We start from the raw sequence: 13,203 nt of genomic DNA, 5'->3' as shown, positions 1-13,203 counted from the left end.
TGGAGCCCTCCCATGCCGCGCTTTGCCGCGAACCTGACGCTGCTCTTCACCGAGCATGCCTTCCTCGACCGGTTCGAGGCCGCGTCCCGTGCCGGGTTCACGGCGGTGGAATTCCTATTCCCCTACGAGCATTCGCCGGACGACATCGCCGGGCGCCTCGCCGCGAATGGCCTGGACCTCGTCCTGTTCAACATGCCGCCGGGAGATTGGGCAACCGGCGACCGAGGGCTCGCCGCCTTGGCGGAACGGTTCGACGAGATGCAGGCCGGGGTCGAGACAGCGCTCGCCTACGCGCTCGCCGCGGGCTGCCCTCGCCTGCACCTGATGGCGGGCATGGCCAACCGGCAGGATGACCACGCCATGGAAGCGTATCGCCGGTCCGTGCGATATGCAGCCGAACGCCTTGCCCGGCATGGCATCGACCTCCTGATCGAGCCCATCAACGGCCGCTCCATGCCGGGCTATTTTCTCGACGATGTCGATGCCGCCGCAGAACTCGTCGCGGCGTTGCGCGCGGAGGGGTTCGACAACCTCAAGCTCCAGTTCGACATCTTCCATTGCCAGATCCTGCATGGCGACGTGACCACGCGTCTGGCCCGCCTCCTGCCGCTGATCGGCCATGTCCAGGTCGCGAGCGTACCGGCGCGCCACGAGCCCGGTACGGGGGAGGTGAACGACGCCTTCGTCTTCACCGAACTCGACAGGCTTGGATATTCGGGCTCGGTCGGGTGCGAGTACAATCCGAGTGGCCGAACCGAGGATGGGCTCGGCTGGCTGAGCACCTATGCGGGCGGACGAGCCCGGATTTAGCGCCGTGAGGTCGGTTCCCCCTCGGAGCCGATAAAGCATACTGCTTCCACCTGGCATGGTTCACCACGGAGGAGTGGGACCATCAATTGTTTATGACGCGGCATCGTGGTTAGGGACTGCCCCGGCCGGCTCGAACGGCCAAGCTTCGAGAAGCTTTTCCCCAGGGGCAGATCAATCGATGGCCGACCTCTTCAAACCCGTTGCCCTGACGGGGAATGCTGTCGTGGACAGCCTCATCCTCGGCGGCGCCTGGAACGCCGCGACCCTGACCTACGGGTTCAAGGCGCAGGACATCGATGCGAACGGGATCGACGATTTCTCCGAGGGCGACTGGAAGGCGTTCTACAGGGAGATCTACGACACCGTCAGCAGCGTCGCGAATGTCGATTTCGTCGAAGGCAGCGTGGCGCGGGCCCAATTGATCCAGCGGCTCGATGTCGGCGGAGGCGGCGAATCCGGCACGCCCGCCCCGAGCGTCACCTCGCTGGAAACCGCGGTGGGCATCGACCCGACGAGCGTGAAAGGGGCCGCCGACGTGGTCCGCCTCGGCACCTATTCCGAAACCTGGATCCACGAGATCGGCCACAGCCTTGGCCTCGGCCACCCCCATGACGGGGAGAACGGCAAGCTGCCGGGTGTCGTCGAGCCGGGCGATTTCGGCACCGGCAACCTCAACTCCCAGATCTATACGGTGATGGGCTACACCTTCCCGTTCTGGGGCGAGGACAACCCGTTCACGCCCGAGCGCGACGAGAACACCGCGCTCAATGCCCAGCCGGGCTCCTTCGGGGCCATCGACATCGCAGCCCTGCAGCATCTCTACGGAGCCCGCGCCCACAACGCCGGCAACGACGTCTATCGCTTCAGCGACGATGTCGACGCCAATCGCGGTTACACCACGATCTGGGATACGGGCGGCTCCGATACGATCGTCTATGAGGGGTCGAGCGCGGCCAAGATCGACCTGCGCGCGGCGACCCTGAAAGCCGAGATCGGCGGGGGCGGCTGGCTCTCGACGTCGGAAACCCTGACCGGCGGCGTGACCATCGCCAATGGCGTCTCCATCGAGAAGGCGAAGGGCGGGGCGGGCGACGACATCCTCATCGGCAATGACGGCGCCAACCGACTCGACGGCGGACGGGGGGCCGACCGCATGAGCGGTGGGCTCGGAAACGACACCTATGTCACGGACGGCCGCGACACGATCGAGGAGGCGGCCAGGAGCGGTACGGATCAGGTGCTGAGTTCGGCCAGCCACCGCCTCGGCACGAATCTCGAAACTCTGAGGCTCCTCGGCTCGAAGGCGATCGATGGCATCGGCAACGCCGTCGCCAATACGATCACCGGCAACGGCGCCGGCAACATGCTGACGGGCGGAGCCGGAAACGACGTTTTCACCGGCGGGGAGGGGGCGGATACCTTCCTGTTCCGCACGCGGCCCGGAACCGGCAACATCGATCACATCCGCGACTTCTCCATCGCCGAGGATGTCGTCGCGCTCTCGAGCAAGGTCTTCGCGGCCCTTCGCGCCGGCCCCCTCGCGGAGAAAGCTTTCAAGGACCTCTCGTCGGGACCGGCCGATGCGGATGACCGCGTTCTCTACGACGCCACGACCGGCACCCTCTCCTACGATGCCGACGGGAGCGGAGCCGGCACCGCCCACACCTTCGCCGTCATCGATACGAAAGTGCATTTGACCTTCGCGGATATGCTCGTCGTCTAGAGTTCCCGCCGTCGACAAGGCGACTGGTCCGGCGTCGAGAGGGCAAGCGGTGCCGCCCCTGAGCGACACTGTTCAGGGGCGAGGCGGGAGCCTTACTTCTTGGCGGGTTCGGTCCGCTTCAGGATCGTCTCCATCTGGGCGATCTCGGTCTCCTGTGCCTTGACGATGGCCTCGGCCAGAGTGCGGACCTCCGGATCCTTCGAATACTGAAGCGCCACCTTGGCCATGGCCAGCGCGCCCTTGTGGTGCGGGATCATGCCGGCGGCGAAATCGCGGTCGACGTCACCGGAATAGCGGATCTCCATGTCGCCGTGCATGCGCATGGCCGCCTCCTTGAAGGCGCGGGTCGCCGGGGTGTCGGCGGCCTTGCCCTTCGCGGCGGGCTTCGACCCGTGGTCATGGCTGTGCGAATGGGTGGTGCCGTCCTCATGGCGGTGCTCTTCGGCCGCGAGGACCAGTGAGGCGAGGGGCAGAGCCAGGATCGCGGCCAGGATCGCTGGGAGGGCTGTCTTCGTCATGGGATTTCCCTGTCGTCAGAAGGTTGCGGGCGGGGAGGGCATGGTCCCCGCCACCGGGGAGGGGGCTTCATCGCCGGGCGCTTCGCGAAGTCGGGCGAAGGCGGGGCCGCCGAAGCGCAGCATCAGAACCGGCGTCAGCACGGCGTCGAGGAGCGTCGCGCTGATGAGGCCACCGAAGATCGTCACGGCCACGGGGTGCAGGATCTCCTTGCCGGGCGCGGTCCCGTCCAGGAGCAGCGGGACCAGGGCGATGCCGGCGGCGAGCGCCGTCATCAGCACCGGCACGAGGCGCTCGTTGCTCGCCCGCAGCACCAGAGCCGGGCCGAAGGGCAGCCCCTCGTTCAACCCGAGATTCAGCACGTGGCTGATTTTCAGGATGCCGTTGCGGGCGACGATGCCGGTGAGCGTCACGAAGCCGATCATCGAGGCCACCGAAAGCGGCAGCCCGGCGATGGTGAGGGCGACGACGCTGCCGATGAGGGCGAGCGGCACGTTGCCCATGACGATGAGAGCCAGCACGCCGGAGCGGTAACGGCTCGCCAGCAGGGCGAAGACCAGGGCGAAGGAGACGAGGCCGAGGAGGCCGATGCGGCGGGTCGCCTCCACTTGCGCCTCGAACGCGCCTTCGAGGCGCGCGCTGATCCCCTCCGGCAGCGTCGTCCGGGCCAGGGCCTGCGCGATGTCGGCGGCGACCTTCGAGCCGTCCGAGCCCGGCACGGTGTTGGCCTGGACCACGATGCGGCGGCGGCCGTTCTCGCGCTGGATCTGGTTGGGACCGTCGCGCTCGGCGATGTCGGCCAGGGCGTGGGCGGGCACCCAGCCCGACGGCGTCTCGATGAGGAGGTCGCGCAGGGCGGCCATGGAGCGGCCGCTCTCGGGCAGGCGCAGGACCACGTCGAAGCGGCGCAGTCCCTCGACCAGGGTGGAGACCACGCGTCCGTTGGCGAGCTGCCCCACCGTATCCACCACCGTCGCGGGGGAGACGCCGTAGAGGGCGGCCTTCGCCGGATCGACCCGCACCTCGATCTGGGGAACGCGCACCTGCCGCTCGACCTGGAGGTCTGCGACGCCCGGAATGCCGGACAGGGTTTCACGCAGGGATTCGGCAGTGCGGCGCAACGCGTCGAGATCCTCGCCGAACAGCTTGAGGGCGATCTCGGCCCGAACGCCGGAGAGCATGTGGTCGAGCCGGTGCGAGATCGGCTGGCCGACATTCACCGTGACAGGAAGAACGGAAAGCCGCCCCCGGATCTCGGCGGTGATGGCGTCGCGCTCGCGTCCGCCGGGCTTCAGGCGGATCTCCAGATCGGTGGAATGGACCCCTTCGGCATGCTCGTCGAGCTCGGCGCGGCCCGTCCGACGCCCGACCTTGTCGACCTCGGGGATCTCCATCAGCAGGCGCTCGGCGATGGCGCCGACGCGAGCGGATTCGGCGAGCGAGATGCCGGGGGTGAAGGTGGTGGTGACCGTGAACGAGCCTTCGTTGAAGGTCGGCAGGAAGGCGCGGGGCAACCGGCCCGCGCCGTAGCCGGCGGCGATCACCGCCAGGACCGCGCAGACCATGGCAAGGCGTTGATGGGCGAAGGCCGTTTCCACCAGTCGCCCATTGGCCCGCTTGAGGCCGCGGATCAGCCGGTTCTCGGGATGGTCGAGGCTCTTCAGGCCAGGGAGCAGCCAGGAGGAGAGGACGGGCGTCAGGGTCAGCGAGACCACGAGGCTCGACAGGATGGCGATGATGTAGGCTTGGCCGAGCGGCGCGAAGAGCCGGCCTTCGATCCCCGACAGGGCGAAGAGCGGCACGAAGACGAGGCAGATGATGATCGTGGCGTAGACGATACCGGAGCGCACCTCGTTCGAGGCATCCACGATCACCGAGAAGGTGCTGCGAGGCGAACCCTCAGCCCGGTTGTCGCGCAGGCGCCTCAGGATGTTCTCCACATCGACGACGGCATCGTCCACCAGCTCTCCGATGGCGATGGCGAGGCCGCCGAGCGTCATCGTGTTGATCGAGAGGCCGAGCAGAGAGAACACCGTGGCGGTGGCGAGGATCGAGACGGGAATGGCGGCGAGCGAGATCAGCGTGGTCCGCACGTTCATCAGGAAGGCGAACAGCACCACGGCCACAACGGCCACGGCTTCGATCAGTACCGTGATCACGTTGCGAAGCGATGTCTCGATGAAATCCGCCTGCCGGAACAAGACGTTGCCGGCCTCGATTCCGTGCGGCAGGGAGGGGCCGATCTCCTTGAGCGCCGCCTCGACCTCGCGAGTCAGGCGCACGGTGTCGATCCCCGGCTGCTTCTCGATGGAGACCACCACGGCGGGATTGCCCATGAAGCCGCCGTCGCCGCGCTTGGGCCGCGCTCCGAAGGCGATCTCGGCGACCTGCCGCAGGTAGACCGGACCGCCCGGCGTCGTGACGACGAGATTGCGAAGGTCGTCGAGATCGGTGGTGCGGCCGAGCGCGCGGATCAGGACCTCACGGTCGCCGGCCTCGGAATAGCCGCCGCCGGCATTGCCGCCGTAATTCTGGAGGGCGCGGGCGAGGGCCTCGTCGGTGACGCCCAGCGCCCGCATGGCGGCGGGATTGGGGGCGACCCGGAACTGGCGCACCTCGCCGCCGATGGGGATCACCTGCGCCACGCCCGGGATCGAGAGCAGGCGCGGGCGCAAGGTGAAGTCGGCGGTCTCGCGCACCTGCATCGGGGTCGCGGTCTTCGAGGTGAGGGCGACCAGCAGGATGCCGCCCATGATCGAGGAGACCGGCCCCATCTGCGGAATCACGTTCGGCGGCAGCTCCGAACGCGCGAGCGCCAGCCTTTCATTGACGAACTGCCTGTCGCGGAACAGGTCGGTGTCCCACTCGAACTCCACCGTGACGATGGACAGGCCGATGCCGGAGACCGAGCGCACCCGGCTGACACCGGGCAGGCCATTCATGCGGGTCTCGATCGGGTAGGTCACCCGTTGCTCGACTTCCGTGGGGGCGAGCCCCTCGGCCTCGGTCAGGATCGTGACCGTGGGCCGGTTGAGGTCGGGGAGTACGTCGACGGGCAGGCGCGCGAGGGAGAGCGCGCCGGTCAGGACCAGGGCGAAGGCGAGGGCCAGCACGAGCAGGCGGTTGCGCAGGGATTGCGCGACGATGAGGCCGAACATGGGTCTGCCTCCTCAGCGGATCTGGTCGAGGAGTTCGGCACCCTGGACGACGACGCGCCGTCCCGGCTCCAAACCGCCGGCGATGAGCGTACGGTCGGCATCGAGGGAATCGGTGCGGACGGTGCGTGCCACGAAACGCTCGGCGCCGACATGCTCGTAGACGACGCTCCCGCCCTCGGCGCGGAGGATGCCGGACCGTGGGACGGCGAGACCGGTCCGCTCCCCCGTCAGGGGGGCGTGGACGGTGACGAACTGGCCGAGACGAAGACCAGTCGTGTCGTCTTCCACCGCGAACTGCACGGGAACGGCCTGATTGCGATCGGCCAGGCCGGCGCCGCGATAGGCCAGCGCCATGCTGCGCCCGTCCCCGAGCCGGGCCGTCGCCGCACCCTCAGGGGACAGGGCCTCGAAGCTCAGCGCCTCGATCCAAAGCTTCTTCGGATCGACGATGCGGAAGACGACGGTGCCGGGGGCGGCCATGGCACCGGCAGTGGCGCTGGCCTCGGCGATGACTCCGTCCACGGGTGCGACCAGTGCCTCGGGCGAGCCACGGACCGCATCGAGGGCGGCGCGGCGGTCCTTCAGCCCGTCGCGCTCGGAGCGGGCATCGTCGAGCTGGGTCTGCGCCACGGCGCCGGTCCCCGCCAGACGCTCGAACCGGACCACGCGCCGGTCGAGGATCGCGATCTGCTGGTCGAGTTCGCCCTGGCGCTGGCGCATGTCGGAGACGTCCACCGCCTGGACGGGCGGAGTGACGGTGGCGAGCACCTCGCCGCGCGTCACACGGGTTCCGAGGCGAGGAAATCCGCTTGCCGGAGGGGCTAGGCGGCCGCCCACGGAGGATTGCACCACGCCGCTGGCATTGGGATCGGCGATGACCCGGCCGGGCAGGGCCACGGTGCGGGCCACGTTCTCCGTCGCCGTCAGGGCGGTGCGCAGGACGAGGAGCCGCTGCAGGGATTTGGGTACGAAGATCGACCCGTCGCCTAAGCGCTTGGCCCGGTCGGCGCCGCCGGAGGGCGGGCTCGCCATCATCCCCCCCTCGGCCGGCGCGGCATCGTGGCCTTCATGGGCGAGGGCGGCGCTGCCCAGCACGATCGTCGCCGTGGCCGCCAGGACGACGACGATGGGAATCGTGCGCCGACGCCGGAACAGGACGACGGCGCCGAGGCCGAGGAGGAAGCCCCCGGCGGCGGTGACGGAGGGCGGCTGGTGCGTCAGGCGCTCGACCAGGGAGGCGGCGGTCGCCGTCTCGGACGCCGCAGCCGCGACTTTGGGGGCGGGCAGGTCGAGATCGAGGGAGAGGATGTCGGTTCGGCCCTCCGCCGTCACCGCGACGAGGAGATCGTGATGCTCCGCCTCCTCGAGCCAGGGCGCCGAAAGCCGGTAGGTGCCGTCGGCCTGGACCTCGGCCTTCCGGCGGCCGTCCGGCGTCGAGAGGGCGAGGGTGGCGTCGGTGACCGGCGCGTTGGTCTCGAACGCGTCGAGATAGAAGACGAGATCGTGCCCCTGCACGGTGGCGACGAGTTCGTAGCGCTCCGACTTCGCCTCGGCTCGCGGTGCTGCCGCCGCGACGGGCAGGGCAGGGGCCTCGTCTCCGTGGGAATGGCCCTCATGGGACAGGACCGCGCCGGTCAGGGCCGCCCAGGCGATGGCGCACGCTGCGACACGGCGCAGGGCAGCCGGAAAAACGATGGACATGATGCGAGAAACCTTGGCGCCGTTGAAGCAGGAGACGGCGATCCACGCGAGGCCGGAAGGCAGCCGCGCGGGAACGCCGTCGTTACGTCAGGCGAAGGATCTCGGGGGTTCGGACGGGGAATCCGGGGCGGCATCCGTCCGTGCGGAGGCGGCACCCACGGGAACGGGTCCGGTCAGTCCGGCGGAGGATGCGACGTCGCCCTCGGTGGGAGCGAGGCCGAGGGCGCAACAGGGAGCGCCACAGCCGCCGGCGCAGCAGGGACCGGCGCAGCCAAGATGAGGCTCGGCCCGCAGGACCGAGACCACGGCACGCATGCGGCTATCGGACGTGATCCCCTGGACCGCTTTCGTCTCGCGGGCGTTCTGAACCTGAACTCGCTCGACCTGGACCACGGTTTCGTGCCCATGCCCGGTATGGGCGCTCGCGGGCGACGACATGGCAAAGCCGGCGATCGCGAGGATCACCGTCATCAGCCAGAGCGCGAGGCTCCGGTCCAGATTGCGCCGGATGGGTTTCATGTCGGCGCAGAGCGTAGCATAGGGCATGCGCCCGCGACAGGGCCGATCGCAACTCGGAAGGCTAGACGCGTGAGACAGATCCTCGTGATCGGCATCGGCACCGGCAATCCGGAGCATGTCACGATCCAGGCGATCCGGGCACTGAACACGGTGGATGTGGTCTTCGTCCTCGACAAGGGGGGCGAGAAGGCCGACCTCGTCGCCCTGCGGCGGGAGATCTGCGAGCGCTACATCGAGGAGCGGCCCTACCGCATCGTCGAGGCCCAGGATCCGGAGCGCGACCGCAACCCTGCCGATTACGGCGTGGCCGTGGAGGATTGGCACAGTGCCCGCGCGGCTCTCTACGAAGCGATGATCGAGCGGGAACTGCAGGAAGACGAGACCGGGGCCTTCCTGGTCTGGGGTGACCCTTCGCTCTACGACAGCACCCTGCGGATCATCGACCGGATCGTCGCGCGAGGCCGCCTCGCCTTCGAGTACCGAGTGATCCCCGGCATCACCAGCGTCCAGGCCCTGGCGGCCAGTCACCGCATCGCCCTCAACCGCATCGGCGCGCCGGTGCAGATCACCACCGGGCGCCAGATCGCCGGCGGATTGTCCGCCGAGGCCGACACCACCGTGGTGATGCTCGACGGCGACCCGACCTTCGCCCAACTCGACCCGGAGCTGACGATCTATTGGGGCGCCTATCTCGGGAGCGACGACGAGATCACCCTCTCGGGCCGCCTCGGCGACGTCGCCGCCGAGATCCGGCGCATCCGGGCGGAGGCGAGGGCACGCCACGGCTGGATCATGGACATCTACCTGCTACGGAAGCCGGCCGATTAGGCCAGGATCACGTCTCTCGACGCCTACCTCGCCCTCAATGATCGCGGCGTCGCTCGCCCCTCTCGATGTGACCGGCCAGCGTGAAGCCGATTTCTCGCATCAGGGCATCGAGGAGTGCCGTCAGCTTCGGCTGGTGGAGACCGGTCGCGAGGTCTTGCAGGGCGATGGCGTGTTCCGCCATGCGGTTGGCCGCCGCCTGGGCCTGCATGTCGGGCTGATGAGGGAGGGCGCCATCCTCGGTGTGATCGATGACGATGCCGAGCCCCCTTGCGCACTCGCCAGACCCGTCCCGCTCAACCCGTCCGCGCAGGCCGAGCCGGCGCTCGCCTCGAACCGTCCTGAAGACGATCTCGAACAGACCGCCCCCCTCGGTGGCGGCATGTAGGGCATTCTCCACGCGAGACCGGTCTTCATCGTGGATCGCCGTCAGGAAGGCGTCGAAACTCACGACCTCCGTCTCCGGAACGAAGCCGAGAATCTCCGCGAGCAAACCGGAGACGGCGATGCGGCCAGCCCAGACGTCGTGGGACCAGATGCCAACGATTCCCGATGCGTCGAGCGCATCCCGAAGGCTATCCGAGTCGTCGGGGAAAAAGCTGGTGCGCGCAGGCATGGATCTCCTGGGCCGCAGGGGCCGGGGCACTGACAGCGAAACAGTGACCGCGGAGCATCCCGAAGCTAGATCGGACCTCCATTGGGTCATTACCTGAGGTTGAGAAATGCTTCGCTATCCGGCGACAGAGGCCGCATCCTACCCCTTAAACTGCATCACCGAAAGCGCTTAACACGTCAAACGTGCATTAAAGGCAACCTGAGATTGCCATCAAGTGCATGTTCGCCGGGGGACGGGGAGATCGATCGTGGCCCACGATCCTCAGCCAACGGAACCCTCCGAGCCCCGGCATGGATCTTAACCACTGATTAACCATGACCCGCCAAAAACCGGGATCAGGGCATCCTGGTGTCACGGGACGACGGCTTCGAGCGCGTCCGGTGTCGATCCGAGGCCGGGAATTCGATCGGCCTCCGGGCCGATATTCGCCCCGGCACGGCAGGAATGCGACATCTCAAGCCGCGAGAAGGGCTCCCGTATGAAAGCCATCACCTTCGTCACCCAGAAGGGAGGCAGTGGAAAGAGCACCCTGTGCATCTCACTGGCGGTGGCGGCGCAGGAGCGCGGCCTGTCGGTCTGCATCCTGGAAATGGACCGCCAGGCGACGATCAGCGACTGGCTCGACCACCGCACGGCGGATGGCCCGGAAGTGGCGCAGATCGACGCGACGCAGATCGAAGCCGTCATGACCCAGCTGCGTGAATCCTCCTACGATTACGTTTTCATCGATACGCCGGGCGTCGATTCCACCGGCACGCTCTCGGCGATCCGCGCGGCCGATCTCTGCATCATCCCCTGTCGCCCCACCCCGGCGGACCTGCGCGCGTTCAAGCCGACCCTGGCCGCCATCTACCGCCTGGAGAAGAAGTTCGCCTTCGTGCTGAACCAGACCCCGCCGCGCTCCTACCGGATTCGCGACGCGGCCGACGGCCTCGCCGTGCTGGGCATCCTGCCGGACGTGAACATCGTCGCGCGGACCGATCACCAGGACGCGATCGGCGTCGGTCAGGGCGTCACCGAATTCAACCCCAAGGGCCAGGCCGCCGGCGAAGTCCGCAAGCTCTGGACGTGGATCGAGAAGCGGATGCAGGTCGTCAAACATGCCAAAGCCGCCTAGGCCGAGCCTCGCCTCCATCGTCGCGGGAGCCGCCTCCCCAGGGAGGAGCGCCGACATCGTCCAGCTCGATACGGGCCACACGCCCGCCCGCAAGGCGCCGGGCACCCTGAAGGAGCGTGCCAGGCAGATGTCGGTCTATCTGGAGCCGCCGGTCTACGACCAGCTGCGCGACCTCGCCCATACCGAGCGCACGAAGATGCATGCGCTCATGCTGGAAGCCCTCGATCTGCTGTTCAAACAGCGCGGGACCATGCCGATCGAGCGGCTGAACGAGACGAGCCACCGCTGATATCCCGTCTCCTGTCGATGCCAGGCATCGACAGGAGAAAATCATTTTTTGCCAAATACTTATTTACACACCCTCAATTGACACATCCGCATTTGGCGGCACCGACCTCCTGACCTTCCGGGCGGAATTTCGCGACGATGTCCACAACCGCGAGAACGTGATTCTCTTCACTCTGACAGGGTTTTGCAGCGCGCTCTTCACTTGATGAATGATCGGATAAGACCGGCCCCGCCCTCGACCCGCAGCGTTCAGCTTTCCTTTACGTCAACCCGACAATTGTCTGTGCAATCGAAGCCCGTTCTTTCCGGGCGGCCTTCGACGGCCGGACCGGATCGCTCTTCCGTTCCCCGAGCCCTGTATGGTGTTTCGAGAGCGTAGAGTGCTGGGCGGTTCGGTATGGCGCGTTCGACGAAGGCCGGATCGGCTCCAACGGCGGGCGTACCGCTGCTGCGCCTCCTCGCCGTGTCCGTGGTGGCATTGACCACCGCCAATTGCGCGCAGAACACCCAGAAGCTCGCTGGCCCGGCCGGGTCCTCTGGATCGTCCTACGATCCGAAATACGGTGTGAAGGCCAGTCCTCGCCTCTATAATGAGGGCGACACGATCCCCAAGGGCGGCGGCCGCCGCTTCTCGGGAAAGCCCTACGTGGTGGCGGGCCGCACCTACGTGCCCCGCGACGATGCCAAGGGCTATGTCCGCGAGGGCCTGGCCTCCTGGTACGGCAGCGCGTTCCACGGCCGGATGACCGCCAACGGCGAGGTATTCGACCGTCACTCCATCGCAGCCGCCCACCCGACGCTGCCCCTGCCGAGCTACGTCCGGGTCACCAACCTCGCCAACCGCCATTCGATGATCGTGCGCGTCAACGATCGCGGCCCTTATCATGCCAACCGGCTCATGGACGTGTCGGAGGAGGTGGCCCAGGCCCTGGAATTCCACCGCAGCGGCACCGCCAAGGTCCGGGTGGAGTATGTGGGCAAGGCCTCCACTGCCGGCAGCGACGACCGCAAGCTGATGGCGACCTTGCGCACCGATGGCGCGCCTGCCCGCGTCGGCGGCGCTTCACCGGTGATGATGGCCGATCTCGGCCCCGATGCCGAAACGGAGCGTCTGTCGCGCGCGCAGCGTCCCGCCATGGCCTTCAAGCCGGCCCCTGACGAGGACGATGCAGCTCCCGCGCCGCGTCCTGCCCGGCCCGCGCCGGTCCTGGTGGCAGGCGGCTCCAGCGTCGCCGTACCGGCGGCCCTGCAGCCCACCGCGTCCCGGTCGCATGCGTTCCGGCCGACCATGCCGGATCGCCCGGCACCGGCCCTGCAGATGGCTCATGCCGCGCCGAAGGCGAAGGGATCGCCGCCCCACGCCGTGGCAGCGATGCGCCTCGCCTCGAACGCCGGCCCAGCCCAGAACCTTGCCCAAGCCCCTGCCCAGGCATCGAAGCACGGCGCCACGACGACCAAGGACGCGAAGACGCTCCAGGCCAAGCTGGAATCCTCCGCTCCGAAGACGAAACTCGCCCACGTGCCGGTCCCGGCGGCACCGCAGAGGATGGCGGCCGCCCCTGCTCCCTCGCGCGGCCCGGTGGTGAAGACGGCGAGCACCACGACCCCGGCACGCTCCGCGACAGGCCATGCCGCGGTGGCGAACCTGCGTCCGGCTGCGCCGCCCTCGAGCCCGCTGGGAACGGCCAAGGCCAGCGTCGCCAAGCTGTCCGTGCCTCCGGCCGGTTCGCAGCCCGTCGGCGCACAGGCCGGACGCGGCAAGTCGTCCGCCCCGGCAGTCGCCACCGCCGTAGCGAAACCGGCCCAGCCACGCCGCTCGCGCATCGCCGAGGTCAACTGACCGTCGAACGACCGAGACCGGCGGTATCGTCTCGTCCACCGTGTCGCGACATCATCGGCAAAGTTGCGTTCGATTTCGCGGGCGATCCGC

Annotated in this window: 11 protein-coding genes; 6 read left to right on the top strand and 5 right to left on the bottom strand. The window is 68.1% G+C overall.

Features of this window, described 5'->3' with window-relative positions; all coding sequences use genetic code 11:
- Positions 1-12: 12 nt before the first annotated feature.
- Together otnI and AC0IXR_RS07815 are read left to right on the top strand one after the other, a co-directional pair.
- Positions 13-810, top strand: a complete 798-nt coding sequence (otnI, locus tag AC0IXR_RS07820) for a 2-oxo-tetronate isomerase (RefSeq protein WP_471760341.1) — start codon at positions 13-15, stop codon at positions 808-810.
- A 178-nt stretch (positions 811-988) separates the two neighbouring features.
- Complete coding sequence (locus tag AC0IXR_RS07815; RefSeq protein WP_471760340.1) at positions 989-2,533, top strand: M10 family metallopeptidase C-terminal domain-containing protein; 1,545 nt, start codon at positions 989-991, stop codon at positions 2,531-2,533.
- Between the two features lie 92 nt (positions 2,534-2,625).
- Here AC0IXR_RS07815 and copM read toward each other — a convergent pair whose 3' ends face one another.
- From copM to AC0IXR_RS07795, 4 genes are all read right to left on the bottom strand, one after another.
- Positions 2,626-3,051 carry a CopM family metallochaperone gene (gene copM / locus AC0IXR_RS07810; RefSeq protein WP_471760338.1) on the bottom strand — a complete coding sequence of 142 codons (426 nt, stop codon included), beginning with the start codon at positions 3,049-3,051 and terminating at the stop codon, positions 2,626-2,628.
- Positions 3,052-3,066: 15 nt separating this feature from the next.
- Complete coding sequence (locus AC0IXR_RS07805; protein ID WP_471760336.1) at positions 3,067-6,207, bottom strand: efflux RND transporter permease subunit; 3,141 nt, start codon at positions 6,205-6,207, stop codon at positions 3,067-3,069.
- A gap of 12 nt (positions 6,208-6,219) precedes the next feature.
- On the bottom strand, positions 6,220-7,908 hold the full coding sequence (locus AC0IXR_RS07800) for an efflux RND transporter periplasmic adaptor subunit (protein WP_471760335.1): 1,689 nt from the start codon (positions 7,906-7,908) through the stop codon (positions 6,220-6,222).
- Positions 7,909-7,995: 87 nt separating this feature from the next.
- The gene (locus AC0IXR_RS07795; protein ID WP_311275184.1) at positions 7,996-8,454 is read right to left on the bottom strand and encodes a hypothetical protein; all 459 of its coding nucleotides are present in this window, start codon (positions 8,452-8,454) and stop codon (positions 7,996-7,998) included.
- Between the two features lie 42 nt (positions 8,455-8,496).
- Between AC0IXR_RS07795 and cobF the strand changes: the two genes are divergently transcribed.
- Positions 8,497-9,255: a precorrin-6A synthase (deacetylating) gene (cobF, locus tag AC0IXR_RS07790; protein WP_471760334.1), complete on the top strand. Its 759-nt coding sequence runs from the start codon at positions 8,497-8,499 to the stop codon at positions 9,253-9,255.
- A 34-nt stretch (positions 9,256-9,289) separates the two neighbouring features.
- Here the strand turns inward: cobF and AC0IXR_RS07785 are convergent, their stop codons facing one another.
- Positions 9,290-9,868: a PAS domain-containing protein gene (locus AC0IXR_RS07785; RefSeq protein WP_471760333.1), complete on the bottom strand. Its 579-nt coding sequence runs from the start codon at positions 9,866-9,868 to the stop codon at positions 9,290-9,292.
- Positions 9,869-10,346: 478 nt separating this feature from the next.
- Here AC0IXR_RS07785 and AC0IXR_RS07780 point away from each other — a divergent pair, with 478 nt between their 5' ends.
- The 3 genes from AC0IXR_RS07780 to AC0IXR_RS07770 all read left to right on the top strand — a co-directional run bounded on the left by AC0IXR_RS07780 (position 10,347) and on the right by AC0IXR_RS07770 (position 13,113).
- Positions 10,347-10,985 carry a ParA family protein gene (locus tag AC0IXR_RS07780; RefSeq protein WP_056424260.1) on the top strand — a complete coding sequence of 213 codons (639 nt, stop codon included), beginning with the start codon at positions 10,347-10,349 and terminating at the stop codon, positions 10,983-10,985.
- Positions 10,969-11,274 carry a ribbon-helix-helix domain-containing protein gene (locus AC0IXR_RS07775; protein ID WP_471760332.1) on the top strand — a complete coding sequence of 102 codons (306 nt, stop codon included), beginning with the start codon at positions 10,969-10,971 and terminating at the stop codon, positions 11,272-11,274. The genes AC0IXR_RS07780 and AC0IXR_RS07775 overlap by 17 nt, the downstream gene beginning before the upstream one ends.
- A 396-nt stretch (positions 11,275-11,670) precedes the next feature.
- On the top strand, positions 11,671-13,113 hold the full coding sequence (locus AC0IXR_RS07770) for a septal ring lytic transglycosylase RlpA family protein (protein WP_471760331.1): 1,443 nt from the start codon (positions 11,671-11,673) through the stop codon (positions 13,111-13,113).
- Positions 13,114-13,203 lie beyond the last annotated feature (90 nt).

It is taken from the genome of Methylobacterium sp. AC832 (genome assembly GCF_979256025.1).
This window is presented reverse-complemented; position numbering and strand designations above follow the sequence as displayed.